The organism is Actinomadura sp. NTSP31, assembly GCF_041951385.1.
Classification (GTDB): domain Bacteria; phylum Actinomycetota; class Actinomycetes; order Streptosporangiales; family Streptosporangiaceae; genus Spirillospora; species Spirillospora napierensis.
The window spans coordinates 1-26,590 of the sequence record NZ_JBGNUT010000060.1 but is presented as its reverse complement, the minus strand read 5'-3'; the positions used below and the strand labels follow the sequence as shown (position 1 = coordinate 26,590).

The following is a 26,590-nucleotide window of genomic DNA, read 5'->3' as shown; positions in this document are numbered from 1 at the left end:
ACGACCACCACAAGACGGCAGGAGCGGCGCAAGCCGCTCCCACTCCGCATCAGTCAACTCGAACCGCCGCGTCACCGACCAACAACTACCGAACCGATAGATCAAGATCTATCGGACACGCCCTAGGAGCGGGCCCTCGAGCGCTGAGCGATGCGCCGGGCTCCCGACGCGTCCATGCGCCACTGAGCGAACCGCTCGCTGACGTCGAACTCCCGGGCGACGCGTGCGTTGTCATGGCCGGCGAACGCTGCCCTGATGGCGGCCTTCTTCGGTACCAGGAGCTCCGCCGAGAGGTAGACCGCTTCCTTCTCCGCCTGCGCGTTCATCTTCCGGCAGCCCTCGTCGGTCAGAAGAGCCCCATCAAACTCGTGTTCGAGGATGAGGTGGCCGACCTCGTGGGTCACGTTGGAGCGTCGGCGGACCGGTTCATGCGCGGTGTTCTCCACGATGAACCTCGCGGTGCCGTGGGGGATGAGTGCCGCGGACCACTTGCCCGGCCGCAGCAGGGTGAAGTACTCGATCGCGTCGGCGGGGCATCCGAACTCCGACAGGCCCTCGAGCGGATACACCGGCACCCCGTAGTCGGAGCACAACCGGTAGGGATCGAACGGCGCGTCGTAGGTGAGGCCGACCTCGGCGCGGAGCTCGAGCGCGAGGGCCTCCATCGCCTTCTGCGTCCAGCGCTGCGGCACGGTCAGCGGGCCCGCATGTCGCGCTCGGCTGAGAACCTGCGGATGGCCGCGCTGATCACCTCTTCGAGATAGCGCACATCTTCCTCGCGCAGGTCCCTGCGCGCCCGCAGCAGAGGCGCGAGCTGGACGAGGAGTTCGGGTTCGTGCCGTGGGGCGTCGACATCGTCGGTCATGAAGTCTTCGGCGGGTGAGCCCAGCCAGCGTACGAGGGCGGCAAAGGCGTCGACGTCGGGCCGATAGTCGTTGGCCAGCCGGGTCATCGTCGAGGGGCTGACCCCGACCTCCGACGCCAGCTGCCGCCAGGACCTGTCGCGCTCGCGACGGGCGACGTCGAGCGCGGCATAGAGCTTCGGCACGTCGATTCGGGTTCGCGGCATGGTGTCGTGCTCCTGTTTCGGCGTGTCCCTCCTTTCTATCACCGTTCGACTTGTCGAACACCACCCGCTAGGGTCGTTGTTCGACAAGTCAAACGTCGTTCGACTGTCGCGTGCCCGATAGGGGCGGCAACCGCCGCGTCCGGGGCGGCCGACCGGTCCCGGAGTGCCGGGCTCGGCCGGTGGCACGCGCAGATCGGCGGTTTCGAGGAGGATGAGCGCGTGGCGGACGATCTGTCGGACATGGGTGTGGTGTTCTGGCCCGTCGGGACCGGGGACAGCACCACGATTGTGGTGAGCGAGAACGTCGTCGTCCAAGTCGACCTGCATGACCTGGCCAAGGCCGACGACGACGCCAACCCCGAGGTGCCGGTGGTCGACCGGCTGGTGGAGGCGCTGCCCACTGTCGGCGGCCGACCTTATCTCGCGGTGTTCGTGCTGACCCATGCCGACAAGGACCACTGCCTGGGCTTCGCGGACCTGCTAGACAAGGTCGACATCGGTGAGCTGTGGGCCACCCCGCGACTGTGGTGCGAGTACGAGCAGGCCGACGACGACAAGCTCTGCGAGGACGCCAGAGCGTTCCAGACCGAGGCCGAACGACGCGTCAGGGCGGTCAAAAAGGCCCTCGAGGAGGGCCAGGAGCCGGCCAGCGGCGACCGGGTCGTCGTGATCGGCTACGACACCGACCACGACAAGCACGCCTACGACGAGCTGCCCGAGCAGTACAAGTCCGGCCCCGGCAAGTCGATCACGACACTGGACCGGCACCCGTGCGCGGGGCGGTTCGAGGCGTTCATTCACGCTCCGTTCGCGGCCGACTGCGCTGCCGAACGCAACGACACCTCGGTGGCGATGCAGGTCACCCTCACCGAGACCGACGGGGAGACCGGCAAGATCCTCCTGCTGGGCGACCTCGCCCACGAGACGATCATGAAGATCTTCACCTACAGCGAGAAGCACGACCGCGAGCACCGCCTGGAGTGGGACGTGCTCCTGGCCCCCCACCACTGCTCCAAGAAGGTGATGTTCCTGCCCCAGGACGGCAAAGACGTCCTGCAGAAGGACATCATGGACGCCTTCGCCCGGCACGCCCGCGACGGCGCCCTCGTCGTCTCCAGCAGCGGCGTGATCCCCTCCAGCGACGAACCCAGGAAGAACCCTCCGCATCGCAAGGCGGCCGACGAGTACGAGGACATCGTCGAGGAGCTGATCTGCACGATGGAGTGGCCCGACGCCGACGCCCCCGCACCGGTCGTGTTCGCCGTCGACGCCGACGGCGCCCGTGTCCTGCGAGAAGCAGCCGTTCCCAGCCCTCGCGCCGCTGCCGAGGCCAAGGCGCTGCGGCACGGCCGCCGCCTGGCCATCGTCGCCTCAGCCGCCGCCGCGGTCGGCCGCGACATCGCCGCCACCCGACGTCAGGACTCCGGCGGCACCGACCGGATCCGCGCCGCGATCACCGCCGACCGCGGCGCCAACACCGTCGCACCGCCCCCGGTGGGGTTCGGCCGGTGAGCCATGCCGGCCACGCGCTCGCCGCTCGCCAACTCGCCGCCCTGGCCGCGGTGAGCAACGGCGTCGTGGAAGTGCTGCCCGAACACGCCAACAACGACAACGACCTGGTGATCGCCCTGGACCTGCGCGATATCCCGCGCGGGCCGGGCATCAAAGTGCGCAGCCGGGAACGATTCCGGCTGATCATCCCCGAGACGTTCCCGTTCGCGCCACCAGCGGTCGCGGTCCTGCACGGCCGCTGGAGGGGGACGCCCCACGTCAACTGGGGCCGCCACCTGTGCCTGTACGCCGCGTCGTCGGTGGAGTGGAACCCCTCCGACGGGATCCGAGGGCTCCTCGACCGGCTGGTCACCTGGCTGGAAAGAGCCGCTGCCGGCACCCTCGACCCCGACGGGCAACCGCTCCACCCGCCGGCGGCGTTCCCGTCGGCACAGGCCGGGCACCTCATCGTCCACCCCGACCTGGGCGCCCGCACGCCCTGGAGGCGGCACGCCGGCCCCGGCCCGTCGATCTCCTACGCCTGGTGCGTCAGCAGCCCCGGACGCATCGAGGTCGTCCAATGGCTCGACGAACTCGACGCCTTCCACCGCGTCCTGGCCGACGACGTCCAGGCGGTCGACGAACAGGGACGCCCCTACCTCCTCATTCCAGCCATGCTGGTCGACGACCAGATCACCTGGGAGTATCCCTCCAGCGCCCGCGAACTCGCCGCAGGCCTGGAAAGCGTCGGCTACCCGCGCGATCGCCTGCTGAGGGACCTGACCTGGGCCAGCAGCCTGAACCGGCTGCTGCGCTGGGCCGAGGATCCCGACACCGACGATCCCGACACCGATCCCGTGGTGATGCTGCTGGGCACCCCGTCCCGCCGGGTCGAAGGCGACACGCGGCTGGCGCATCTGGTCGCCTGGAACCTCGACGCCTTCGGAGCCGAGGTCGCCTCGATGCTCGGACGCGCCAAGGTACTCGACGACAAGGAGATCACCGGGAGAGTCCTCAACCGGGCTCACCAGTGGCTCGATACCGCCAAAGTACGATGGATGACCGTGCACGAAGCACGCCCCGAGGTCGCCCGCCGCCGCGACGAGGGCACGGCTCTGTCCTGGATCCGCGGAAAGCGAATCCTCGTCCTGGGAGCGGGCGCGCTGGGCGCCCCCATCGCCGAGCACTGCGTCCGCGCCGGCGCCAAGACCCTGAGCATCATCGACCGGGGGACCGTGAACCCCGGCATCCTGGTCCGCCAGCCCTACACCTACAACGACATCGGCCAGTCCAAGGCCTACGTTCTCGCAGCTCGGCTGAACACCCTCGCCCCGCACCCCACCACCACGGCCGCCCACCGCGACGCCGTCGCCGTCTTCGCAGCCGGCTCGTTCGCCGCGGAGAACGTCGACCTGATCATCGACGCGACCGCAGACGTCGGGGTTCGCTCGGCCCTGGAACGTACCCGCAAGAGCCGGCGGGACGACTGGCCGCCGGTCGCCACGATGATCATCGGCCATCGCGCCGATCACGGTCTGCTCACCGTGTCGGCTCCAGGCGCCGCCGGCGCGGGCCACGATGTGCTGCGCAGGACCTCGATCCGCGCCCGCGGGCCGCAGGCGAGCACCTGGAACGACATCGCCGACGACTTCTTCCCCGACCCGCCCCGCACCGAGATGTTCTTCCCCGAACCGGGCTGCTCAGCGCCCACCTTCGTCGGCTCGGCGGCAGAACTCGGCAACCTGGCCTCGAGCATGCTCATCCAGGCCGTGCAGATCATCTCGGCCGGCCCCGGCCACCAGGCGGCGATGACGGCTGCGGCGGTGCGCCGGCCGTCCGCCAACGCACACCCCACCCCGGCCACTCCGCTCCTGACCTGGGACGACGACCTGGTCTGCATCGACCCCGAATCGGGCTATGAGGTGAGGATCTGCGCGGACGCCCTCACCCAAATGCAGATCGAGACCCGCCGCGGCGCCCGCGTCCGCGGTCCCGAGATCGAAACCGGCGGGATGCTCCTCGGCGCCTTCGACGACGCGGTCGGCGTCGTCCACATCGACGCCGCCACCGGCCCTCCACCCGACAGCCTGCTGTCGCAGACCTACTTCGAGCACGGAGTCGCCGGAGCACAGGAACTCCTCGACCACCACCACCGGCGCACCAACGGGCTCACGACCTTCACCGGCATGTGGCACACCCACCCCTGCGGGTCAGCGCGACCAAGCGCCACCGACGAAGCCGGAATGACCACGATCACCTCCCTGTCACAAGGCAGCCGACGCGCCCTGATGCTGATCCTCGGCGGCCCCGAACCGGTCTGGAACGCCTGGAGGGACGGCGCCGGCGCCCCGCACCTGTACGCCAGGATCGTCGAGAACCGGCCATCGGCCAACACCCTCGCGGCACCCGCGACCATGGCGCCGCCTCCCGGCCGATACTTCTCCGGCGGCTACGCCTACCCCCCGGCCGAGACCAGCGGCTCGGCCCGGCGCCGCCGCACATGGACATGGAGGCGCCGGTGAACACTCCGCCATCCATCGGGCTCGCCCTGTCCGGCGGGGGTTTCCGCGCCACCGCCTTCGGCCTCGGCGCCCTGCGCGCCCTGCATGACTGCGGGCTGCTCACCCAGATCAAAGTCGTCTCCGCAATCAGCGGCGGAAGCCTCCTGGCCGCGATGTGGGCCTACGGCCCGGCCGACTTCGAGGAGTTCGACGACGACGTCACCACCCTGGTCAGGACCGGCCTGCAGGCAGAACTCGCCAGACGCGCGCTCGCACCCCGACGGATGGTCAACGGTGTCGCCGGGAAACTCCGGGCCGCCCCCGGGCTCCCCGGACAGCGGCTGCGCACACACTCCAGAACCGAGGCGCTGGTCGCCGCGCTCAAGGCTCGGCCCTTCGGCGCACGAGACATCACCGACGTCACTCACCCGAACCTGGCCACGGTCATCACCGCGACCGACCTGATCACCACCAACACCGTCCGGTTCGGCAGCCGCGTCAGTGCCTGCTCGGCCATCGGCCGTATCACCGGGCCGATCCCCGTCGCCGACGCCGTGGCCGCCTCCGCAGCCTTCCCGATCCTGCTGCCTTCCCTCGTCAGGTCCTACGACTTCCAAGACCGCCGCGGAGGCATCAGCTCCCACCCCGTCGCGATGACCGACGGAGGCGTTTACGACAATCTGGGCCTGAGCCCGCTGCAGCCCGGGCGCTCCTGCGCCCACACCGACCACGTCTACGACCTCGACTATGTCTTCGCCATCGACGCCGGACGAGGCCGCAAGACCAAACACCGCGCCCCCTACCTCCTGCCCCGACTAGCCCGCAGCTTCGACATCACCTACAACAAGACCCAGGACGCCGGCCGGGCACAACTGAACCTGGCCGCCCAGCACGGCACGATCCGCGGCTTCCTGCACGCCTACCTCGCCATGCAGGACCGCAATCTGCCCGTACCGGTCGCAGACTGGATACGCCGCGAAAAGGTGATCTCCTACCCGACGAACTTCCGTGCCGTCCCAGCCGAGGCATTCCGCGACCTGACCCTTCGAGGCGAGCAACTCACCAGGGTGCTGCTCGCGCACTACTGCCCCGAACTCCGCGTCCGCACCTGAACCAACCAGCCCGAGGCGCATCCTGGGGAAGGCGACCACGTCCCGAAAGCCAGGCGCGTCTGGCAGGGGCCCCGCAGCGGTCCCGGCCGCGGTAGGTGGAGCGGACGGTGGGGGAGCCGGCCGACTCCCTCCGTCGCGGCGATCCCCGCAGCGACACCTGCGGCCCCGCACGGGCCGTGCAAGCACTGCCACGGGCCGCTACGCGCGCCGGCCGCCACTGGCCGCCGCCGCGAGTACCACCGCGGCGGCGAGGGGCCGGGCGGGCAGGACTGCAAGGAGGCCGCTCGCCGGTCCCGCGAGTCGGCCGCCGGCACCGTCGTCGAGCAGTCGCTGCAGGCCCTCATCTCCTGGGCCGAACGAGAGGAGGCCGAACGCGACCGGCGGTTGACCGGCGACCTCACCGAGCGGCGCGAGAGCGTGCTGGCCCACAACACCGAGCTGGAAACCGCCATTGCTTCGGCCGCCGCCGAGCGCCACGAGCAGACCGCCCAGACCGAGGCGGCCGACGCCCGCGAAGACGCCCGGCGGGCCGGCGAGCGCGCCGACGAACGGGCCCGGTTGGCCGAACGCGCCGCGACCGCCGAACAGACCGCGAGGATTAAGGCCGAGGAGACCCAGGACGCCGTCGACAGCGGGAACCAGGCCCGCACGGCGCTAGCCGAGACCCGGCGGCGTCTCACCGAGACAGGGGAAAGGCTCACACAGGTCCAGGCCGACCTCGAGCGCGTCCGAGGCGAGCGCGACGATCGGGCCGCGCGGCTGGAGACCGCCACTGCCGACCTGGCCCCCGCCAGCCAGACGCTCACCGAGAAGGACACCACGATCGGCGACCTCACCGGGCGACTCGAACGTGCCGAGCAGGAGACCGCCGCCGCCCGCCGCCAGGCCGCCGCCGACGTGCGGGCGCCCGCGACACCGCCGCCGACCAGGTACGCCACGCCAACACTCATTGGCAGAGCGCACTCGGTGCCGCCGAACGGACGCGCGGCGAACGCGACCAGCCCACACCCACCTGATCGCCATCCAAGCCGCGCACCACACCGAACTCCAGGCCCTCAAACAGGAACGAGACGCCGGCCGCGCCGCCGAGACCGAACAGCACGAGCGGGCCGTTTGCGCCAAACAGGCGCGAGGGCCGTGGCGCACGCTGCCAGGGAATTGACGTGGTGGCCGTTGTCGCCGACGACCCCGGACGCCGTCAGGTGTGCGTGATCTAGCTGGTCGGGGCGTCGCCGCGGAGCGTATGGGCGGTCATCCAGCGCTTGTGTCGGCTACGGAAAGACCGTCGTCAACCTGGAAAGTACGGCCGGGCTGTCGGAATGGGCCATCGGATGAGCCGAGAGGGTAGGTGGTGCCGTTCTTGATGTAGTGCTGCTCGCCAAAGATCCAGTAGTAGAGGTCCAAGAGGTCGTCGCGAGGCCACAGCACGACACCGGCTCCGCCGACGAGCTCATAGGCGTTGGTGCGGGCCAGCTTCTTCAGCCATGGTGCCAGGGCGATCCCCGCACGATGGCCAGCGACCGCCGCGGTGGTCGCCGCGGTGACCAGGTCGGCCAGTTGCAGGTGCGGGGCGTGATGGGAGGGCGCGGTCAGGATCGGTGAGACGACCCGATCGGGAGTGGCGAAGCGGGTGCCCGCCCGGGTGAGGCCCAGGGTGTCGGCCAGCCACTTCATCTCGTCTTTGCGGCCGCCGCCCGGCTGGTCGGCGATGATCGTTCCGATGTCGTAGTGCTGGCGCAGGTGCAGGCTGATCCGCTCATACAGGTAGGTGAGGATCTCCGGTTCGACGTCTGTCTTCTCCCAGGGGAGGTGGCCGCGGTCCCACACCACTACGGCGGACTTGATACCACCGTCGATGGCAGCCTGGAGCATCCGCTGATCAGCGCGCTGCGCCAGCGGACGCCTGGAAGGTGCCCCTTGGCCGGTTTCCACTTGATCTCTTCGTCATCGGGGATCTTCAGGTCGGCCCGGATATCATCCAGAGCGGCCGCGAATCCGGCGACGGCGGCTCGGGGACGATCACACCACCGACCGAGATGAGTTCGCCCAGCCGCTGACGGCGAGGCTGTTTCTGCCCGCTGTCGTCGACGTAGATCATGTGCATGCCGCCACCCCACAGTAAATTCCTGCTCCTCGACCATGGTCACGTGATCGAGGAGCCCAGATCATTGTGGCCGGGCGCGGGTCACTGCCGCAGTAGACCCGGGGTTTGTTGCGGAACCTCGTACCTCCCGTGTGACGGGTGGAGCATGAAGTGGTGACCGCGTTGGTGACGGTGGTGGGGCGTCGCGGGCGCCGGCTCTCAAGGAGCCTTGGCGGGTTCGGCCTCGCCAGAACTGCTTCCGCTGTAGACCGCCCGGAGCGGCTCAGCGACTGCTCCACTCGGCAGGCTCTGCCGCAGGCGCTCCCGACAGACGCGGGAGTCGCCCTTATCTCTCGCTTCTGGGACAGGTGCGCGCCGCTTGGGGCGCCTTCCTGGAAACCTGGTGCGATACCGATTCGCCATCCACGATGATGGCCCTTGTGTCCTTAGCCCAGACCATGCTGCACAGTGCCCCTTCCCAAATAACGATCGATCAGATCCGCCGCTTGGTGGCAATGGTCGGCCCTGAGAGTTCCACACTGGAATACAAGGGCGACATGACCTCCACCATCGCCAAGGCTGTGGCCGCGTTGGCCAACACCTACGGCGGTCTGGTCCTGGTCGGTGTTACCGATGACCGCAGGATCACAGGAGTCAAGGAGAAGACGCTCGAAAGCGTGTCCGAGCACTGCCACAGCACCCTTGAGCCGCCGTGGGTACCCGACATCGTTCCGGTCCCGATGGACGACAGGTCGGGCAGGTACATCCTGGTCATGCGGGTGGTCCCTGGCGTTGCACCGCGACCGCTGCTGGTTGATGGGGCCGCGCCCGTCCGGCACCACAACACCACCCATCCAGCCAACTGGCAGCAACTCGCCGCGCTGTTCGCCGAGAGCGACGCGCTTGTGCAGGCCGACCCGTGGATCATCCGCGCTCCGGGGCTGCCCCGCGATGAATCTGGAGTGCTGGACGAGGAGGTGGACCTCGTCGCCCGCTGCGGCCTCAATATCGCCATCGATCCGCGGGCCGCGTGGCGTCCGCTGGGCGAGCGTGACATCGACCAGTTGGCCGAGGCGTTGAACCGTTCGAACCTGCCCGGCCAACTCGCCGGCCTGGTCTCGGGAGACGGCGGTTGCGGTAGTCGCCGGTTCCACCGCCGCGGGCATAACCGGTCCCGCGTCATCAGGCTGCAGTGGTGTGCGCTTCCGTCCGGCGGGGCCGTCAGCCCGATTCCCGTCGAAGCGCTGCTGTCGGCCGAGGTGCCGGGCGGCTACGGCCAGGTCGCCACTCACCTGCTGGTGCACCTGGATGTCACCGTCCGCATAGCCAGTTGGGTCAAGGCGGAGGACGCCCGCTGGGTTCCCGCCGACCGCAACCATCAGGACTTCTCCGAGCCCTCCTGGCGGATGAGCATCGAGGATCTCCGGGGACTCATGGACGCGATGGTCGCGGCGCTCGTCGATCAGGACGTTGTCGGGGCTCTGGCCGGGCTGGCGCAGATCGATTCACTGGCCGTCCCCCAACCACGTGTCCTGCACCTGGTCACCCGCCGCCCGATCCCACTGACCCTGGACACCGACAGGCTCACCAGGATCCCGGAGGCAGACACCTCCAAGGGCGCGCATCTGCTGGCCGATCCCGGGCTCGATCTGACCGATCCCGATAGCCGACACCACCAGGTCGACGCCTGGTTGGTGCAGACGGCGTTGGACGCTGGTCGTCTCGGTATGGAGGAACTCCTGATGAGCCGTCCGTGGCCTCGGGTCACCAGTTGAGCTGAGACACCGACGCGAATGCTTTGGTGCTGCGCGCCGGAGTGGTGGGGAGGGGAGAGGACCTCCTGCTTTTGGCTCTCGCGGGTCTCAAAGGCGCCGCACCAGCCGTGCCAGCGGACCCCTCACAAGGGACAGAGGCGGTCTGCCTGCCTGCTCCACTGCGGTGATAAATTCCTCCGCCCACTGGAGAGAACACCGCTGCCGGGAACGCTTCACACCCGCACTGCCCGCATCGCTTCGCGCTCAGGCCACTTGGGCTTTGGCGTCGCTCCGACGGGCCGGGGTGGCCCGGCATGACGCGGCCGGTCGCTGTCTGCTGGGCGATGAATTCCTCCGGATGGCGTGTCACTGGGATCCGCCCGCAGGCATCGTCGCGCCGTGGGCGTCCAGATGGGCGCAGATCCTGAAACCAGACGCCGGGGAGGATCAGCGCCGACCGCCGTCCGGCGGCTCTGGGAGTGTCGGGTTCTCTTGAGGTGGGGTCTTCCAAGCCACTTCGTGGGCGTTCTGCGAGCGTATCTTGCTGCCGATTCCCTTTCCTTTGAGGGCTTGTTGAACGGCGGCGAAATCACCGAGGTTCATGCGTCGGTAGATGTCAGTGACGGCGGCGATATCGCCCAGCCGACGATGAAAATTGGTCGCTGTTATGAACTGTTCCACCTTGGTGAGCTCGCTACCGACTCTCTGCCGGAAGACGCCCCGCTGCCCGGTTGCCTGAAGCATCCGGCTCACGCCGCCCACATCAGCGAGCGTCGCATACAAGCCCTGATCCCGCGCCACCTTGTGGATCTGGGCGGCTGCGACGAGCTCAGGCGGGAACCCGTCGCGCAGCTGACGGCGGTGCCCATCTCGAGGCAGGCGGGGGATCGGATCGTCCGGATTCCACTCAGCGTAACCGAAAACGGCGCTGACCGGTCTCCCGGCATCGTTGGTCGTGACCGTGCCGCCAACACTCGCGATGCCGGGGATCTCCGTCTCGCCATCTGCGACAATCACCTTGACGTCGACTTGGAATGACCATTCCTGGGCTGCGGAGATCTCTTCGACCGTCACGTCTGCAGGGCTGGGAACGACGATGATGTCTTCGCTTGAGAAGAGGTCCTGCGTGAGCAGAAGTTCGGCGACATGTTCGGAAACATAACTTTGAGTCGCTTGGAGTGCGAGTGCCAGATGCGCTGCTTTGGTGTCGGTGCCCAGTTGGTGCCTGTCTTGAAGATCCTTGACCAGGGCGCCGAGGGACGGCCAGAGCGAGAGCCGGTCGCCGACGCCGGCTTTGTCGGCCTCGTCTTGAAGTTCGGGATGCAAGACACCCGGTGAGGCCGCGAAATCCTTGTCGAAGGAGACCCAGGCGATGTCCTGGTCAGGGTTCTGCTTCGCGACATCCAGGACGGTGAGCCAGTTGAGCGTGTCCCGGAACCCGTTCCCGTCCTGGTCGCAGGGCCTGACCCGGGCGGCTTGCCGCGCCACGATGGCCATGTGATCCACTTTGACCGGGTCCAGAAGTTCGGCGCCGACGGCTTTGGCGTCCCGGGTGAGGTTAGCGCGGGCCATGTCTCGTCGTTCAACGAGAGCGGCCCGCCCCTGAGCGAACACGGCCAGGTCGCCGGACTTGCGCGCGATCGCGTCGAGATCGGCTATGAGGCTGTTGGCGTCACGTATCGCCTTCCCGACGCGCTCTTCGAACGACACCTTCGGTATGAGGACCCTGACGTCCATGTTCCGGTTCTCGCTGGCCGCGGCCAGCACCTTCCACAGCAGTTGGTGGAAGGACGTGGCGATGAGGACGTTGGCGTCGAACATGACGATCACACCGAACATTGTGCTCGCACCTCGGTCACCGATCGACGGGGTTTTGGGCGCTGCCTCGTCGATGCCTCCTGGATCGCCAGAGCCGGCGGCGCCTGCCGATGTCGCCGCACCAGCCTGCAGCGCCTACCTGGGCGGGGACCCGCCCCCTCACCCGTCGAGGGAAGGCTGTGGCAGAGGTAGAGCCCGGGGGCGCGCGTCATCACCGGGCAGGCGGAGGCAGCCCGTGCTCGGCGGCGAGTCTGCTGTCGAGGCGCATGATGACGTCGACCAGAACGTGCATGGATTCGCTGGCGCCCTGGCGCGAATGAGTCCGTGCGGCGAGCTCGTTCCACGCCCTTCTCACATCCGCCCACCAGGGCTCGTGGTGTTCGAGCTGGTCGGCCAGTCGCCGGTAGTCCTCCAGGATGGCGGTGACGTCGCCGGTGAGGGCCTGCGGGACACGGTGCAGGTGGTCGATCAACAACAGGGCGGGGTCGGTGTAGAGCGCGGCCTTGAGGTAGCGCAACCGCTCCACGTGGGCCTGATGGTCGCGCAGTTGGGCAACGGCCTCGGCCGCTCCCGGAGCCAGGCACAGTTCCACGCGCCCGACCAGATCCCGGTAGCCCTCCTGCGGGCGGTGGACGGGCCGCCCGAGCTTGGCGTTGATGGCGTCCGCGGCGGCCGCCAACTGATCGGCCTGCCAGCTGGCCGCCTCCTCACGCGCGATCGCGGTCAGGTGCGCGCGGGCGGCACTGTCCGGGTTACAGTGCCGGGCTCGTCCCGGACGGTAGTGCACGCTGATGAGGCCCTGAAAGTTGACTCCTTCCGTGGCCGACGGTAGCGCCGTCTCGACCGGACCAGGAGCGATCGTTCGCCTCCCCCACCGGGTCACCGGGCAGCGCCGCCGTCCTGCGGGGGACCTTGGTCCGGCGGAGACTCTGGTTCGGGCACCTGCGGCCCTGGTGCTGTGGTCTTGGTGATGGGGGGCGGTTGGTGCGGCGTCGGTGGTGGTGCGGTCTGGGGTGGTGCGGTCTCGGGGTGGACGGGTGGGGCTGCCAGTTGCGGTGCGCCGGTCGCGCCGTTGCCTGACCCCGGTGCTGCGGCGGCCTCGGGGAGAGGTGGTGGTGGAGCCGGGTAGGCGCGGTAGAAGTTGAGGCCGTTTTGAATGTCGGCGCGCGGGTCGCGGCCGGTGCGGGCACCGACCTGCTGGAGTTCGGTCTCCAGGTCCCATAGTTGGCGGATGAGGCCGTTGGCGACGGATGCTTTGACGATCTGGTCGATGGTGCGGGCGTAGAGCTCGTCGTCGTCGGCGGCCCTTTCCACCAGGCCTGCGATCGTGGCGCCGACGCCGGGGGTCGACGCCACGCTGACCAGCACCTCGCCGAGCATTTCGTCAGCTCGGGGGAGTTGTTGTCGATGGGCGGACAGCAGCCACGGCATACCGTCGGCTGCGGTGCTGGTCAGCAGTGCGGTGAAGGCCAGCCGGGCCGAGACCCGTGTGGAGTCTGCTGCGATCCAGGCGGTGGCCTCCTGGCGGAACCAGCCGGCCAGGTCGTGGCTGTCGGCGGCCCGGCGCCAGCGCTCCAGCACGCTGCCCAGAATCTGTGGTGGTGTCCGGTCGGTGTCGGCGACACGACGCAGGCGGCGCAGTGCCAGGCTGCGGCGGGGACCTTGCAGCAGCCGTCCGCAGACCTCGACCACGACCTGTTGCCGTTCGGGTCGGTCGGACCAGTCGTAGAGAAGCCGTTCGCAGCGGCGTTGCATGTGTTCGTCGGTGGCGGCGGCGAAGACGATCTCGGTCAGCAGCTCGATGTTCTCGTGCTTGATCGCCAGCTCGGCCAGTGTGGTCTTGATGAAGCCGACGTCCTGGTGGCGGCGTAGAAGCTCTGACAGGTGCCCTGCCACCAGTTCCTGCTCATGGGTGCCTTCGCCGGCGACGCCGATCAACCAGCGGGTCAGGGCCCGGCGGACGGGTTCGTAGTTGTCCCAGACGTAGCGCAGCGCTGCCGGCCCGAAACTGGTGCGCCGGAAGGTGACGTTCTCGCTGGGGCCCACCCGGGCGCCGACCCGGTGGATCCGGCCGCGCAGCCCGCCCCCCGACAGCACCTGCAGGGGGCTGGGGGGCCGGTCGGTGGTGCCTGGGCTGGCGCCGAGCAGGATGGCTTTCAGCCGGCGCGCGTCGGTTTCCAGCTGGGGCAGCCGGGCGGTGTTGCGGGCGGCCAGCGCGATGAGCAGGCAGCGTTCCTCGACGGCGAGGCCGTGGCGGGGCCCGCCGCCGGTGTCGTCCGCGGCGGCTTGGGTGAGGGTGGGCGCTTCGTGCGGAGACGGCTGCGTCTGCGATCGGTCGGCACTGCGAATAGTGGCCGACCAGGGCACCGCCACTGGCGTTGCGAGTGTGGAGGTTCCGGTGAACAGGACGTCCAGGGTCTGGCCGTGGTCGTCCAGGCGTTCGGCGACGCGCGCCACCAGAGTCGACATACGCTGATCGGCTTGGGTGATGTCGGTATCGGGTTGATCGCTTGACGCCGCGCCGCCCGGCCGGTCGTCACCGTCGGGTGTGCTGGTCAGCCGGTCGATCTCCTGGAGGATCACAGCGACCGCGTCCATGGTCTGGACGGCGTTGCGATCGGCGAGGTGGTGGTGCACTGCGGGCTGGTCCACGACGTGGGCCAGTTCGGGGTGCCGCAGCGTCAGCCGGTGCCGGGCCAGCTTCACGGGGTCGGGGGCGTGCTGCAGGTAGACCGGGCGCAGGTGGGGGTGCTCCTCGGCCCGCTGGCCTCGCCACAGCTCCTCGGCGACCGTGATGATCAGCTGGATCCTCATGCTTTGCCACCACGGGGCCAGCAGGCTGAGGTCGTGCAGGAAATCGGCGGTGGGGCGGTCGCTGTCGGGGTCGCGCAGCTCTAGCAGGTAGGCGGTGTGCGGCCGTCTGGGCAGGACGGCCGCCGACGGAGTGTCCCAATCTCCGGGGTCCAGCCGGATCAAAGACGTGCCGTCGGGGCTGGCGTGGGCCAGCACCCGGCGGGCGAAGGTGGTGGTGCCCACCCCCGGCGGCCCGGAGATCAGCAGAACCTCGCCGGCGTGCATCGCTCGGGTCGCCGTGGTCCAAGGCGCCGACCAGGCCGGGTCTTGGAGATAGCGGGTGTCGCTGCGCAAGGCCTGCTGGTCCAGGGGCGCTTCGGCCAGCAGACCCCGTTCGGCCAGGCGGATCGGCGCGTTGCCGCGGTCGAGGGGGATCAGGCCCGCCAGGTCCCCCTCGTCCGCGGCAACGCCCGTGCACAGCCGCACCAGGTCCTCTACCTGGCTCACCCACACCCGGTTGTCGCCCCACTGCTCCTCGCCGCGGTAGCGGTGGCTGAGGACCCCGATGACGGCGTTGTCGCTGGTCCGCAAGATCGGGCAGCCGCTCATCCCCAGTGCCGTTCCGTCGGCGTAGACCACGCCGCAGACCACCCGGTCGCTGTTCTCCAGCAGTCCTTCCCACCTTCCGGTGGTCTCCAGGTACCGGCGGTGATGCGAGCCGCCCGAATCCTGCTGGACGGCGAAGCCGCCCAGCCACACCTCGGTGTTCTGCGCCTGCGGTTTCGACAGAGCCAGGTGCGAGATGCTGGCGGGCAGCGGCTGATCACAGCGCAGCAGCACCAGGTCGTTGACCTCGTCCTCACACTCGAGCCGGGCGGTCCGACGGTCCTCCCAGCCATCGGCTGACATGTCGGTGAACCCGACGGTCGACGGGACCTGCCCACCGCCGGCGTCGGCGACCACATGGCGGGCCGACACCAGATAACCGGGGGCGACCTGGAAGCAGGTACCGACCGGTTCTCCGTCCAGACCAAGGATGCGGCCGAGAAACTCCTTGGACGCCGACGGGGACGAAAAAGACTGGGACCTGGACGACCGGGATGTAGACGGCTGGGGCGTGGCGGCATGGGTCATGGATCGGCTCCCGGGGTTGCTTTATTCCCACCGCACGGCATGCCCGAACAAAATACCGTTTTCGGTGGCCCTCAAATATGACTGCAGATGCAATTTATGCCCCTTCGGCGCCCGCTGCGTCTTCACCGCCGCTGCCATCATCATCACTGTCATCGTCACCCTCGTCGGCTGGACGGTGACCGTAGATGACTTTGACTGCCAGGGATGATTCGACGCCGGCTCCGGCCAGAACGATGTTGCCCTTGGCGGTGAACTTGATGCCGAACTGCAGTTCGATTTGGTCTGGGGGGCGGGCGTGGACGGTGAGCTTCTCGCGAATCTCCACGGCGGACAGTGCGAGCTGCCAGATGACCTCCTGCGCTCGCCCGAACATGTCCTGGACCTGGTCGATCGGCCTGCCGCGGCTGGTGGGTTCGGCACCCGACTCCGGGAGCGCCTCGACTAGGAGGGGGATTCCGTGGATCTCGCCTGGCACCAACATGTCCTCGCCTCCCGGCACTGCTGAACAGGATCCAGACTGACCATTCAACGTCCCCGATACCACCCGATCAAGGCCTTCACGGCGAAACGGTACCGCTCACAGTGGCGTCGTGAGGATAATGGCGAACTCCGGTCAGCAATCCCCAAAAGACTGGTCTCAGGGCCTGTCTGACTCACTCGAAGTAAACCGACGCCCCCGCCAGGACAACGATCCATCAATAGGTCGCAAGCTCAGCGATGGGATCGTCATGCATGTACGGTGCGCAGGGCCGGTGCGCGCCCTGATCATTGGACGGTGATGTTACTGCGACGACCATTCGGGGACCGGCCCGTGGGCCCGATGCTCTCGGATCAGCAGACGCACAACGCCTGTCGTCCCAGCACACAGCACCGATCGGAGCCCGACCGCGAACGCCTAGGGTGGCGCTGTGGCGGCATCGATCGCCGGAAGCCGAGGAGACGTTGAAGGAGCCGCGGGGACGATGACCGTGCTGCGCAGGCGGGACGGAACGCTGCTGGTCAGGTTCGCCGTCCAGCAGGACGGTCTGATCGGCTGCGGCGCGCACGTGGTCACACACGACGACCCTGACTTCCAGGCTCTCTCCGCACAGGCCGTGGACGAAGCCGAACGCGCCGGCCTCAGCGACCCCGCCCATCCCGACAACCTCGCCGCCCGGGCCTATCTGCGGGCCCGGCAGCAAGCCGAAGCCGCGCGGGACTTCGCCGTCCGCCGTAGCAATGGCCGGCTCCTGCTCCCCGCGCAGTACTGGTCGGAGCCTCACCTGCTGTTCACCATCGGACCTGATCACCCCGCGTACCGAAGATGGGCAGCCACGGCGGTCCCCGACGCGCAATGGCACAGCACCTGGTGGCGTGGCCCGGTCCCCACCGGCACGAGCGCAAGGCACCCGTGATCGGGATGCGTACCCGCCAGCGCTCAGCGCGCCCCGCCATCGGGTGAGCGCCGGCCAAGGCCGGCTTCTCCAAACCGCGCACCGTCCCCACCAGCGCATAGCCCGATTCGCCTCCGCACGCCTCAATCAGGTCGCGGTCGACCAGCACCGTCCCCCGAAACCGAATCCGGATGTGCAGTGGGCGATCCACCTGTGGCCCGGGTCGCTCCAGGGCCCGATGAACGGGAGAAAGCGAACGGATCCTGCCGCCGCGCGGCAAGCCGATCTGTAGACCCCACAGCTCCCAGACAACCCCACCCGACGCGCCCATCAGGCGGAAGCTCGTCAAAGCCTCCAGCAATCGGCACGATGGTCCATGGGGCGCACGAGCCTCGGCCGACCACACGGCGCGGCCTACACATCCAGGGGAGCGCGAGATGCGTGGCAAGCCGTCCCGACGCCGTTACCAGCAGAAATACCAGCGTCGGCTACTGGAACAACACGCCAACGCCCTCGCCCGCGTGCGGGCCCTGGCCAACGCGGACCTGGCCGACGAACAACTGTGCCGCAGCCTGGCGCTGTGGGTACGCGCCTACCGGCACGCCAACGGCGGACAAGGCCCCGCCTGGTCCCTCATCGCCCAACACGCTCGGCCGACACTGACCGACACCGACACCCAAGCCCCCGGCCACCTGCTGCTCGCCGCCTACGCCGAGCGACTCATCACCGGCCTCAAACAGCGCCGCTGGCTCAACCACGACCACCGCCCAGGCTCAACGCGGCAAGGACCACGCCTGTATGAGGAAGGAACCCTGCCGGCCAAACACCGGCGCATCGCCCCTCCGCCACGACCAGACGATCAAGACGCCTACCGGCGAGGCCGTCACCAACCGCCGCCGCAGCGGCCCGCACCGGCCGATCACCTCGCCGTATACCAGCAGACCGACCGGTGACTAGCCCGGACACTCAGCCCGACCACATCTAAAGACCAACATAGACGACACGAGGTTGCTCACCCAGAACGAACAAGCACGCTGACCCACGCGCGATCCCCGCAGGTGGTCGGTGACATGTCCCACCGCACTAACCACTGCCTCCACCATGCAAGGCGGCGGCCCCCATCATTGCTCCGCAGACCTGCCCTGCAGCACCGACCTCGCCATCCGGCGCGCCCACCCGACCGGATGCTCGTCAAAGCCGGCGGGACACGGCACGATGACAAGCAAGAGCAGAAAGCCTCCACCAGCCGCACAACGTAAACCCACACATCCAGGGAGCAGGATGCGCGATGGGCCGTCTCGACGTCGTCACCAGCAGCAACTCCTGGAACGACACGCCGACCCCCTCGCCCACGCGCGCTCCCTGGCCGACACTGACCTGGCGGACGAGCAGCTGTGCCGCAGCCTGGCTTTGTGGGTCCGCGCCTACCGACACGACCACCGCGGACCGGGCCCCGTCTGGTCCCTCATCGCCCAACGCTCCCGTCCGACATTGCCCGACGCGGCACCGTTGGACCCAACATCCTCCAACGCGACACCGCCGAACGCGGACGCAAAGCCCCCAAGTACCTACTGCTACACGCCAACACCGTGAAGCTGCTGACCGGCCTCAAACGGCGCCGCTGGCTCAACCACGACCCCTGCCCCGGCTCCGCATGGCACGGATCGCGCCTGTACGAAGAAGGAGCCCTTCGACCAAAGAGGAGAGGCGTACCGCCTCCTACGCCGCAGCCGAGTTATCAGAACCGAGCCGCCGGCTTCACGGTGACACCCCAAGACTGAGCGAGAACCCCCAGCCTCAACCTCGCCAACGAAGATGACCACCACAGAAGAACAATACAAAAGATAGCATCGCCAACATGCGATGAAGTATAGTTAATTGCGACCTTCGCATTAAATATTGCTTATTGAAAAGAGAATCCGAACGTCTTCGCGACACCGTATGCAGTTCACGGACCGGCGAGTGAGGCCTACAGTGAAGCGCCACCGGATGAAGTGTGCTCTAGGCCACTGACATGCCCTGACGAGTCAACTGGCAGGAGATGACGAAGTACCTGGACAAAACTCTGCAGAGTCGCACTCCACCCCCTCGCGAAGCTCACCGGGCACCTCGGGGACGGCTGGTGTGATCGGCGCGGACTCGGCGGTTTCTGCCGCTTCTCGAACGACGCGGTCGTCCGCAGCGGTGTCGGTCGCCGCATCGTTCGAGGTCATGGCCTGTCTCCCCGGCGCAGGCGCGTAGCGGTGCTGGGGCGGAGCGCGGGTGCGCCTGGCCGGTGCACACGATGCCAGGAGACGGCTGCCACCGCGGCGGCGCGGCCGAGCGGCCGCGCATCGGTGCTGCCCGTCACCGCTGGCCGGCGGGAGGGGGTGCGCGCCGGTGGTCCCTGCGGCGACGCGGAGTGGAGCGTGTTGATCACCTCGGCAGGGTAGCGCATAACCAGGATTATGCGCTGCCATCATTTCGTGTCAAAGGAATGCTTCGGCGTGTTCTCATTTCTCGCCCGAGATTTGTGGCAGCATGATCGGCGTGCCTGAGCGCGAGATCGACGAGACGTTGAGGGAGTCCGAGGCGATGGGGTCTGCAGAGACAACTGAGTCCGGCGATGAGCAGGCGCTAGGCGGCAGTACGCCGGGGGAGGCGCAGGAGACCAGCTCTGTCGGGCGGCGGCTGCCGCCCGATGCCGATCCGGCCGCGCCGTGGGGCCGGTGCAAGCACTGCGACACCCCGCTGCCGCGGCCGCCCAAGACCCGCGGCCGACGACCGGAGTACTGCCCGGCCGAACGCGACGCCGACGGTCGCGTTGTCAAGGACTGCCAAGCCGAAGCGCACGCGGCCGGCCGCAGCCCGGCCGCGGCAGCGGTCAAGGAGCCCCTCGCGGCGCTGCGCGCTGTACTGACCGGCATCGCGGCCGACGCCCGCGCCCGCTCGGCCCGCGAGGCGCAGGCCGCCGAACGCGTCGAGGAGATCATCGCCACCGTCGTCGACCGCAACACCGCTCTGGAGCAGCAGGCGGCTCGGGCCGACGAACGCGCCCGCGCCGCGGAGGACGCCCGCCGCCGCGCCGAGCAGGGCCACGACACCGCCCGGGCCGCCGCTGCGGCCGCCGCCGACGCCCAGCAGCGCGCCGAGGAACGCGCCTTGGCCGCCGAACAGGTCGCCGCCGCGGCCCGCACCGCCGCCCAGGCCGAGGCCGCCGCCCGTCAGGCCGCCGAGGAGACCACGCGCACCCTCCAGGAGCAGTCCGACACCGCGCGCGAGCGGCTACAGGCCACCGAACGCGACCTCGCCCAGGTACGCGACGAACTGGAGCGGACCGGCCGCCGCGCCGAGCAGACCCGCGACCAGCTGCAGCGCGCCCTGGACGCGGCACGCCAAGAGCATCAAGGCACCCGCACCGAGCTCGACCGGCAGACCGGCCGACTCGCCGAGGCCCAAGCCCGGCTCGCCGCCACCACCACCGAGCTGACGGCGGCGCACGACGAACTCGCCACCATGCGCACCGCGCTCACCACCGCGCAGGACGTTGCCCGCGCCGCCGACGCCCGCGCCCGGGAGGCCATCGAGCGCGCCGACGATGCACGCGATGCCGCCCGCGAGAACCTACTCGTCCGCACCACCCGGCTGCAGGCGCAGATCGACGCGCTCACCGCTGAACGCGACACCGCCCAAAAGGCCGCAACCGTCTACCTCGAACGTGCCATCCGCGCCGAGCAGGCCCAGCCGATCCCGCAGCCGCTCCAGCCGACCGACCCGCCGATCGCGGTCCAGCAGAACGGCGAGGATGGCTACTCCGCCGGACAGGGAGTAGGGGGCGGTCGCCCAGATTAATGGACGTCCGTGGACGAGCGCGAGCCTCCCGTTCGGGCGCGCCAGGGCTCCGGCTGCGTGCCTGCCGGCCTCGTGATGCTCGACGACAAGTCCCGCAAGCCGCAGAAGCAGGTCCTATCCTTTTGGCTTTTCCTTTGAGGGCACTCGCCGTGACCGAGGTCGCGATGGGTGCCTTCGGCGCGTTCTTCAGGGCGTGGCTGCGGTGAGATACCGCTGGATCGTGGGTCCGAGCCAGTCCACGATCTCCTCGCGGTCGAGCGCCACGCTCTCCGGGAACCGCAGCACGTAGCGCGTCAGCGCGAGCCCCAGCACGGTCGAGGCGCACAGTGCCGCCCGCGCCGGCGCCTGCTCCGGCTCGGGGCCCACCCGGCGGGCCAGCGGGATCAACTGCTCGCGCAGCACGGTCTGCATGCGTTCGGCGGCGGTCGGGTCGGTGGCGCCGACCCGCATCAGCGCGGTGAGCTCCTCGTTCTCCTCCCACAGGGTGAGGAAGTGGCGCACCAGCGTACGGCCGATCGCATCGCGCGGTTCGACGGACAGGCCGGGCAGCCCAGGGTCGATCGCGACGGCCGCCGCGAACAGGCCCGCCTTGTTGCCGTAGTAGCGCATCACCATCGACGGGTCGATCTTCGCGTCGCGGGCGATGGCCCGGATGGTCGCCTTCTCGTAGCCGTCCGCCGCGAACCGCTCGCGGGCCGCGGCGAGGATCGCGGCGCGGGTGGCGTCGGAACGCCGTGCGGCCTGCTGGTTCTCCGTGGTGCCGGTCATGCCAACAAGTGTAGGCCAACACATGTTGACAATCGAGAACCGCGACTCTATGTTTGCCAACAAGCGTTGGCCAACAAGCGTTGACAAGAACGCAGTCGATGGAGACCGGCGCCAGCGATGCCCTTGAGTGCCCGTCACCGGATCCATTACGGCGCTGGCCGGACGCAATGCCATGGGACAACCAATAGCGAGAGGAATCACCGAAGATGGTCAAGCTGCAGACCTTGGACCCGAATACGCCGATGTTCGCGCAGTTGAACGAGCAGACCGGGCGAATCGTCCTGGCCAACACCTTCGTCGTCCCGAAGGAGAGGACTGAAGCGTTCCTGACCCTCTTTCAGAGGCAGGCAGAGTTCATGAGGGCCCAGTCGGGATTCGTCTCGCTGCGAATGCACAAGGGAACGGCGGGCAGTGACCTTCTGCTGAACGTCGCGGTTTGGGAGTCGACCGAGGCTCTCGCCACGGCGTTCGGCAGCCCGGAGTTCCAGCGCATGGCTGCCGAGTTCCCAGACGACATAGTGTCGTATCCGCACATCTTTGAGCAGATCGACGTATGACTCAGCAGCTGCAGCCGGGGGAGGGCAGCCGGAAAGCCCTGCCCTTCTCCGGGCAGTCACGCATCCATGCGCCACCCCAGTTCGCCAAGACCGCCGCGCACCCCACCTTGCGCAGCCCCGTCCCCGAAAAGGAGCCACTATGGCCGTGGAACTGAATCACACCATCGTCCCTGCTCGTGACCCGCAGGCCTCGGCGCAGTTCCTGGCCGGAATCCTCGGCCTGCGTGTCGATCCGCCGGTGGCGCACTTCACGCCGGTCACGCTGGCCAACCAGGTCAGCCTCGACTACGACCGACTGGACGACTTCGAGCCGCACCACTACGCGTTCATGGTCGGCGAGCAGGAGTTCGACGCCGCCCTCGCCCGCATCCAGAACGGCGGAATCCCCTACTACGGTGATCCCGCATGCCAAGAAATCGGGCAGATCTATCACAGCAAGCGCACCGCAGGCCGCAGGGGCATCTACTTCAACGACCCGGATGGCCATCTCATGGAAATCCTCACCCCGGGCGGCTCCGGGTCGTGAGACCGATGACGGCCCGAATGGCCACCTGGGGGCCTCCTACTTCAGATCGGTGAGGAGGCCGTCGAGGGCCTTTTTGAGGGCTGCGGCATTGGCCGGGTCGAACCAGGTGGTGCGGATGCGCTCGTTGTTCCCCTTGGGTGTCTCGTGGTCGGCGGCGAGTTGGTGCAGAGGGCGGGTGTCGTCGCTCAGGGAGCGGCCGACGTTCTGGAAGAGGCCGCGCACATACCGGTCGGCGGAGTCGGGGGCGATGCCGTGGTCGGTGGCCCACGAGGTGAGTGTGGCGAGGTAGGCGTAGTGGGCGGTGAGCGTCCCGGTCAGTGCGGAGAAGATGTTGAAGGCGTCCTCGTCCGCGACGGGGAGCGCTCCGCCCAGCTGTTCGAAGAGAGAGTCCACCGCCGGGTGCGAGGGGTACGTCACGGTGACGGAGCAGCGCTCGCGCACGGCGGGCAGCGGAATGGCGCGGACGATCGGGGCGCCGGTGGCGAGGGTTCGGCGCAGGTCGTCGGTGGCGACGCCGGCCATCAGGTTGACCACGGTCTTTTCGTCGTTCATCTTCAGCCCGCCGAGTGCCTCGTGGTGGTCCTGGCGGCGCACGGCGATGATCACTACCTCGGAGCGGTCGAGCACTTCCTGGTTGTCGGCGCACACGTGGACGCCCTCGAAGCGCTCGGACAGTTCGGCGGTGGTGCGGGCTCCCCGGGGAGAGAGGAAGACTTCCGGCGACGCGCCGCCGCCGTTGCGCAGGCCCTCGACGATGGCCCGGCCGATCTCGCCCACTCCGATGATGCCGATGCGCTGCACTGCGTCTACCTCCCATAGGTATGCGGTGGTCGTGACCTGTGTTGATGCGGTGGCGATGGTTGCCGTCGGCTCACACCAGGCAGGGAATCATCCCAGCCCAACCCGGCTCCGGCGCGTACATCGCTCTGAGCGGCCCTCGTGCATGGGTGGTTTCGTCATCAGAGCGGCTTCTCCCCTCATTGGTCGATCAGGGCGAGGCCATGGTCGCCGTATCGGGCCCCCTGTGCTCCGGTGTCGGGGACGGCGGCGTCGATGGCGCGAAGGTCGGTAGCGGTCAGGTGCAGGTCGAGGGCGGCCAGGTTGTCGCGCAGGTGGGGGCGGCGGGAGCTGCCGGGAATGGGGACGACGTCGCCGCCGCGGATGAGGAGCCACGCGAGGGCGATCTGGGCGGGGGTGGCGCTCTTCGCGGCGGCGAGGTGGGTGATGGCGTCGACGATGGCCAGGTTCGCCTTGAGGTCGTCGCCGTTGTAGCGGGGAGCGGTGGCGCGGAAGTCGCCGGGTTCGTAGCGAGTGGTGGCGCGAACGGCCCCGGTGAGCAGACCGCGGCCGAGAGGGCTGTAGGCGATCAGGGCGGCGCCGAGACCGCGGATCGTGGGCAGGATGTCGGTTTCGACATGGCGTTCCCACAATGAGTACTCGGTCTGGACGGCGCTGATCGGATGGACGGCGTGGGCGCGGCGGAGGGTGGCGACCGAGACTTCGGACAGGCCGATGCGGCCCACCTTGCCCTGGCCGACCAGGTCGGACAGGGCACCGACGGACTCCTCGACGGGGACGGCGGGATCCACGCGCGCGAGGTAGTACAGGTCGATGTGATCGGTGCGCAGCCGGCGCAGCGACGCCTCGCAGGCACGCCGGAGATCGTTGGGCGAGCCGGCGGGGACCGGGCCCTCGGCGGTGCGGCGGACTCCGGTTTTGGTGGCCAGCACGACGCGGTCGCGGTGCGGACCGAGGGCCTGGCCGAGGAGTTCCTCGTTCGCTCCGTCCCCGTAGAAGTCGCCGGTGTCGAACATGGTGACGCCCGAATCGAGGGCTTCCAGCAGAGTGGCCGCGGCCTCGTGCGGGTCAGTGCGGCCGTAGGAGCCGGTCATGCTCATGCAGCCGAGGCCGAGTCGGGAGACCGTTGGGCCGTCGGGTCCAAGGGTGGGGCGCATCATTCCTCCGTCAACCTGCCAGCGCCGTGCGGAGGAACGCGAGGATCTCCGCCTGGGCTGCCTCGGCCTGTGGTTCCACGCCGGGCATGGCGAGGAACGCGTGCTTTGCTCCCGGGTATTCGGAAAGCCGCACGAGGGACCCTGCTTCGCGCAGCCGCTCGGCGTAGCGGCGGCCGTGGTCGGCGACCGGATCATGGGTCGGCACCACCACGAGCGCCGGGGCGAGTCCGCTCAGGTCGTCCGCGTACAGCGGTGAGAGTGCACTGGCGTCGGTTCCCGGCGGGACGGCGAGACGCTGGATGAGTCGCAGTTGCGGCAGGTTCGGGGCTTGGCTGCATGCGTACTCGGCGATCGAGGGGTAGTCGAGCATCGTCTCGGTCACGTCGATCGCGGGGTTGACCAGCACCTGCGCCTTGAGCTCCACACCGGCTTCCCTGGCCCGGATGGCCGTCAGCGCGCTGATCAGCGCGCCGCAGCTCTCACCGAAGACGGCCGCGCGCGCCGGGTCGACGCCCCACTGCGCGGCGTGCCGCACCACGTGCTGGAGCACGTCCCAGCCGTCGTCGGCGGCGTTCGCGAGCGGGCTGCCGGGGGAGAGGAGGCGGTGCTCGACCGACACGACGAGCGCGGGCAGCCGTGCGGCGAGGTGGCTGTTGGTCCAGTCGCACTGCACCGCCGTGCCCACGAAGCCGCCCCCGTGGACATGGACCACCAGTGGCAGGCCGGCTCGGGCCGCGGCTTCGCCGTCTCCCTTCGGGGCCGGCCGGTAGACCCGGACCGGCAGGTCGCGGCCGGGCAGGGCGATCTCCTGCCAATCGATCGCTGCGCCGGCGTGCGGCTCTCCGAGGATCGTCCGCGCCGCGCCGGAGGCCCGGAAGCGGTTCTCCGCGTCACGGTAGGCGCGCAGTTCCTCGTCCGTGATCGCCGAGAAGTCCGGCTCCGGCGGTCGTGCCGCGGTAGTGGTCTCGCTCATGTGTCCTGCTCTCCTTCCGGGCGAATGCCGGGGTGTCGTTGTGGCCGAACGGTGCGTTGTCCTCATTATGCACGCACCGCGTGCAACAGCAAGTGCATAGGTTAGGCTGGTCCGGACGAGAGGGGCGAGATGACGGGCCGACGGCGATGGTCGACCGAAGAGATCCTGGACACGGCCGCGGAACTGCTGCGCACGAGCGACGCCGAATCGTTCAGCGTGCGCAAGCTCGCCGCAGCGCTCGGGACCGACTCCTCCAGCCTCTACCGGCACTTCCGCAACAAGACCGAACTGCTGCGCGCGGTCGCCGACCGCGTCCTGCTGGCCGCCATGGACGGCTACCGCCCCGAGGGCGACTGGAAGCAGCGCATCACCGCCCTGGCGCTGCGCCTGCGCGAGGCCTTCGGTGAGCAGCCCCAGCTCGCCGCGGTGTGGGGACGCTATGCGTCCGGCGGCACCGGATCCCGATTGGTCATGGAGGAACTGCTGCAGGCCCTGCGCGCGTCCGGCCTGCCCGACGAGCAGATCCCGGTGCGATACCACCGCATCGTGATCCTCCTCGCCGCGCTGATCACCGCCGATGCCGGTATCAGCACCGTCACCCCCACGGAGTACGAACAGGGCATGGAGCAGTTCCGCGTCGCGGTGCTCGGCGCCGATCCCGAACGCTTCCCCGCCCTGGCCCACTTCGCCCGCGACGTCCGCCCCCTGGGAGCAGACCGCCGCGCCGCGTTCGAAGAAATCCTCGCCGCCCAACTCGCCCACATCGAGGCCCAGACCCCCTGACGTCCCGGACCACGAGTGCCATGCGGACGGGTCACTGGGGTGGGGGGGGGGGGGGGGGGGGGGGGGGGG

At 68.9% G+C, this 26,590-nt stretch carries 23 protein-coding genes; 11 read left to right on the top strand and 12 right to left on the bottom strand.

The features are described 5' to 3' along the window. Positions 1 to 122: 122 nt before the first annotated feature. Positions 123 to 665, bottom strand: coding sequence for an ImmA/IrrE family metallo-endopeptidase (locus tag ACA514_RS47760; protein WP_375048192.1), 543 nt, complete (start codon positions 663 to 665; stop codon positions 123 to 125). Positions 666 to 694: 29 nt separating this feature from the next. Then, a complete protein-coding gene (locus tag ACA514_RS47755) occupies positions 695 to 1,069 on the bottom strand; it encodes a helix-turn-helix domain-containing protein (RefSeq protein WP_375048191.1) in 375 nt (124 codons plus the stop codon). 219 nt (positions 1,070 to 1,288) lie between these two features. Here ACA514_RS47755 and ACA514_RS47750 point away from each other — a divergent pair, with 219 nt between their 5' ends. The 4 genes from ACA514_RS47750 (at position 1,289) to ACA514_RS47735 (ending at position 7,385) form a co-directional block, all read left to right on the top strand. After that, positions 1,289 to 2,581 (top strand): hypothetical protein, encoded by a 1,293-nt coding sequence (locus tag ACA514_RS47750; RefSeq protein WP_375048190.1) that lies wholly within the window; start codon positions 1,289 to 1,291, stop codon positions 2,579 to 2,581. Continuing rightward, positions 2,578 to 5,082, top strand: coding sequence for a ThiF family adenylyltransferase (locus ACA514_RS47745; RefSeq protein ID WP_375048189.1), 2,505 nt, complete (start codon positions 2,578 to 2,580; stop codon positions 5,080 to 5,082). Before ACA514_RS47750 ends, ACA514_RS47745 begins: the two co-directional genes overlap by 4 nt. Further along, positions 5,061 to 6,173 (top strand): patatin-like phospholipase family protein, encoded by a 1,113-nt coding sequence (locus ACA514_RS47740; protein WP_375048188.1) that lies wholly within the window; start codon positions 5,061 to 5,063, stop codon positions 6,171 to 6,173. Before ACA514_RS47745 ends, ACA514_RS47740 begins: the two co-directional genes overlap by 22 nt. Positions 6,174 to 6,557: 384 nt before the next feature. Next, positions 6,558 to 7,385 carry a hypothetical protein gene (locus tag ACA514_RS47735; RefSeq protein WP_375048187.1) on the top strand — a complete coding sequence of 276 codons (828 nt, stop codon included), beginning with the start codon at positions 6,558 to 6,560 and terminating at the stop codon, positions 7,383 to 7,385. Positions 7,386 to 7,424: 39 nt separating this feature from the next. On the opposite strand, the gene ACA514_RS47730 is transcribed toward ACA514_RS47735, so the two are convergent. After that, the gene (locus ACA514_RS47730; protein WP_375048186.1) at positions 7,425 to 8,105 is read right to left on the bottom strand and encodes a hypothetical protein; all 681 of its coding nucleotides are present in this window, start codon (positions 8,103 to 8,105) and stop codon (positions 7,425 to 7,427) included. A gap of 25 nt (positions 8,106 to 8,130) precedes the next feature. Further along, the gene (locus ACA514_RS47725; RefSeq protein ID WP_375048185.1) at positions 8,131 to 8,277 is read right to left on the bottom strand and encodes a hypothetical protein; all 147 of its coding nucleotides are present in this window, start codon (positions 8,275 to 8,277) and stop codon (positions 8,131 to 8,133) included. A 407-nt stretch (positions 8,278 to 8,684) separates the two neighbouring features. Here ACA514_RS47725 and ACA514_RS47720 point away from each other — a divergent pair, with 407 nt between their 5' ends. Further along, positions 8,685 to 10,031 carry a helix-turn-helix domain-containing protein gene (locus ACA514_RS47720; protein ID WP_375048193.1) on the top strand — a complete coding sequence of 449 codons (1,347 nt, stop codon included), beginning with the start codon at positions 8,685 to 8,687 and terminating at the stop codon, positions 10,029 to 10,031. Positions 10,032 to 10,457: 426 nt separating this feature from the next. Here ACA514_RS47720 and ACA514_RS47715 read toward each other — a convergent pair whose 3' ends face one another. From ACA514_RS47715 to ACA514_RS47700, 4 genes are all read right to left on the bottom strand, one after another. Further along, positions 10,458 to 11,849, bottom strand: a complete 1,392-nt coding sequence (locus ACA514_RS47715) for a PIN domain-containing protein (protein ID WP_375048184.1) — start codon at positions 11,847 to 11,849, stop codon at positions 10,458 to 10,460. Between the two features lie 190 nt (positions 11,850 to 12,039). Then, positions 12,040 to 12,615, bottom strand: a complete 576-nt coding sequence (locus ACA514_RS47710) for a hypothetical protein (protein ID WP_375048183.1) — start codon at positions 12,613 to 12,615, stop codon at positions 12,040 to 12,042. Positions 12,616 to 12,707: 92 nt separating this feature from the next. Continuing rightward, positions 12,708 to 15,755, bottom strand: coding sequence for a trypsin-like peptidase domain-containing protein (locus tag ACA514_RS47705; protein WP_375048182.1), 3,048 nt, complete (start codon positions 15,753 to 15,755; stop codon positions 12,708 to 12,710). Positions 15,756 to 15,849: 94 nt separating this feature from the next. Then, positions 15,850 to 16,230: a CU044_2847 family protein gene (locus ACA514_RS47700; protein WP_375048181.1), complete on the bottom strand. Its 381-nt coding sequence runs from the start codon at positions 16,228 to 16,230 to the stop codon at positions 15,850 to 15,852. Positions 16,231 to 16,717: 487 nt separating this feature from the next. On the opposite strand from ACA514_RS47700, the gene ACA514_RS47695 reads away from it, so the two are divergent. The 3 genes from ACA514_RS47695 (at position 16,718) to ACA514_RS47685 (ending at position 20,959) form a co-directional block, all read left to right on the top strand. Further along, the gene (locus tag ACA514_RS47695) at positions 16,718 to 17,149 is read left to right on the top strand and encodes a hypothetical protein (RefSeq protein ID WP_375048180.1); all 432 of its coding nucleotides are present in this window, start codon (positions 16,718 to 16,720) and stop codon (positions 17,147 to 17,149) included. Between the two features lie 416 nt (positions 17,150 to 17,565). Then, positions 17,566 to 18,081, top strand: a complete 516-nt coding sequence (locus ACA514_RS47690) for a hypothetical protein (protein ID WP_375048179.1) — start codon at positions 17,566 to 17,568, stop codon at positions 18,079 to 18,081. 1,576 nt (positions 18,082 to 19,657) lie between these two features. Further along, positions 19,658 to 20,959, top strand: a complete 1,302-nt coding sequence (locus tag ACA514_RS47685; RefSeq protein ID WP_375048178.1) for a hypothetical protein — start codon at positions 19,658 to 19,660, stop codon at positions 20,957 to 20,959. A gap of 186 nt (positions 20,960 to 21,145) precedes the next feature. On the opposite strand, the gene ACA514_RS47680 is transcribed toward ACA514_RS47685, so the two are convergent. Beyond that, complete coding sequence (locus ACA514_RS47680) at positions 21,146 to 21,727, bottom strand: TetR family transcriptional regulator (RefSeq protein WP_375048177.1); 582 nt, start codon at positions 21,725 to 21,727, stop codon at positions 21,146 to 21,148. A gap of 206 nt (positions 21,728 to 21,933) precedes the next feature. Between ACA514_RS47680 and ACA514_RS47675 the strand changes: the two genes are divergently transcribed. Together ACA514_RS47675 and ACA514_RS47670 are read left to right on the top strand one after the other, a co-directional pair. After that, the gene (locus tag ACA514_RS47675) at positions 21,934 to 22,284 is read left to right on the top strand and encodes an antibiotic biosynthesis monooxygenase family protein (protein ID WP_375048176.1); all 351 of its coding nucleotides are present in this window, start codon (positions 21,934 to 21,936) and stop codon (positions 22,282 to 22,284) included. Between the two features lie 139 nt (positions 22,285 to 22,423). Continuing rightward, on the top strand, positions 22,424 to 22,810 hold the full coding sequence (locus ACA514_RS47670) for a VOC family protein (RefSeq protein WP_375048175.1): 387 nt from the start codon (positions 22,424 to 22,426) through the stop codon (positions 22,808 to 22,810). 36 nt (positions 22,811 to 22,846) lie between these two features. On the opposite strand, the gene ACA514_RS47665 is transcribed toward ACA514_RS47670, so the two are convergent. The 3 genes from ACA514_RS47665 to ACA514_RS47655 all read right to left on the bottom strand — a co-directional run bounded on the left by ACA514_RS47665 (position 22,847) and on the right by ACA514_RS47655 (position 25,738). Continuing rightward, entirely contained in the window at positions 22,847 to 23,611 is a 765-nt protein-coding gene (locus ACA514_RS47665; protein WP_375048174.1) for an NAD(P)-binding domain-containing protein, read from the bottom strand. A 176-nt stretch (positions 23,612 to 23,787) separates the two neighbouring features. After that, entirely contained in the window at positions 23,788 to 24,765 is a 978-nt protein-coding gene (locus ACA514_RS47660) for an aldo/keto reductase (protein WP_375048173.1), read from the bottom strand. Positions 24,766 to 24,775: 10 nt separating this feature from the next. Continuing rightward, entirely contained in the window at positions 24,776 to 25,738 is a 963-nt protein-coding gene (locus ACA514_RS47655) for an alpha/beta hydrolase (RefSeq protein ID WP_375048172.1), read from the bottom strand. 129 nt (positions 25,739 to 25,867) lie between these two features. Here ACA514_RS47655 and ACA514_RS47650 point away from each other — a divergent pair, with 129 nt between their 5' ends. After that, positions 25,868 to 26,521 carry a TetR/AcrR family transcriptional regulator gene (locus ACA514_RS47650; protein WP_375048171.1) on the top strand — a complete coding sequence of 218 codons (654 nt, stop codon included), beginning with the start codon at positions 25,868 to 25,870 and terminating at the stop codon, positions 26,519 to 26,521. The last annotated feature ends 69 nt before the right edge of the window (positions 26,522 to 26,590 follow it).

Excerpts from the sequence above, each read along its gene's own strand:
- ACA514_RS47715 (WP_375048184.1), bottom strand. The coding sequence starts at position 11,849 with ATGTTCGGTGTGATCGTCATGTTCGACGCCAACGTCCTCATCGCCACG.
- ACA514_RS47740 (WP_375048188.1), top strand. The coding sequence starts at position 5,061 with ATGGACATGGAGGCGCCGGTGAACACTCCGCCATCCATCGGGCTCGCC.
- ACA514_RS47670 (WP_375048175.1), top strand. The coding sequence starts at position 22,424 with ATGGCCGTGGAACTGAATCACACCATCGTCCCTGCTCGTGACCCGCAG.
- ACA514_RS47720 (WP_375048193.1), top strand. The coding sequence starts at position 8,685 with ATGATGGCCCTTGTGTCCTTAGCCCAGACCATGCTGCACAGTGCCCCT.
- ACA514_RS47695 (WP_375048180.1), top strand. The coding sequence starts at position 16,718 with ATGACCGTGCTGCGCAGGCGGGACGGAACGCTGCTGGTCAGGTTCGCC.
- ACA514_RS47655 (WP_375048172.1), bottom strand. The coding sequence starts at position 25,738 with ATGAGCGAGACCACTACCGCGGCACGACCGCCGGAGCCGGACTTCTCG.
- ACA514_RS47680 (WP_375048177.1), bottom strand. The coding sequence starts at position 21,727 with ATGACCGGCACCACGGAGAACCAGCAGGCCGCACGGCGTTCCGACGCC.
- ACA514_RS47675 (WP_375048176.1), top strand. The coding sequence starts at position 21,934 with ATGGTCAAGCTGCAGACCTTGGACCCGAATACGCCGATGTTCGCGCAG.
- ACA514_RS47705 (WP_375048182.1), bottom strand. The coding sequence starts at position 15,755 with ATGACCCATGCCGCCACGCCCCAGCCGTCTACATCCCGGTCGTCCAGG.
- ACA514_RS47725 (WP_375048185.1), bottom strand. The coding sequence starts at position 8,277 with ATGCACATGATCTACGTCGACGACAGCGGGCAGAAACAGCCTCGCCGT.
- ACA514_RS47690 (WP_375048179.1), top strand. The coding sequence starts at position 17,566 with ATGCGTGGCAAGCCGTCCCGACGCCGTTACCAGCAGAAATACCAGCGT.
- ACA514_RS47755 (WP_375048191.1), bottom strand. The coding sequence starts at position 1,069 with ATGCCGCGAACCCGAATCGACGTGCCGAAGCTCTATGCCGCGCTCGAC.
- ACA514_RS47650 (WP_375048171.1), top strand. The coding sequence starts at position 25,868 with ATGACGGGCCGACGGCGATGGTCGACCGAAGAGATCCTGGACACGGCC.
- ACA514_RS47660 (WP_375048173.1), bottom strand. The coding sequence starts at position 24,765 with ATGCGCCCCACCCTTGGACCCGACGGCCCAACGGTCTCCCGACTCGGC.
- ACA514_RS47760 (WP_375048192.1), bottom strand. The coding sequence starts at position 665 with ATGGAGGCCCTCGCGCTCGAGCTCCGCGCCGAGGTCGGCCTCACCTAC.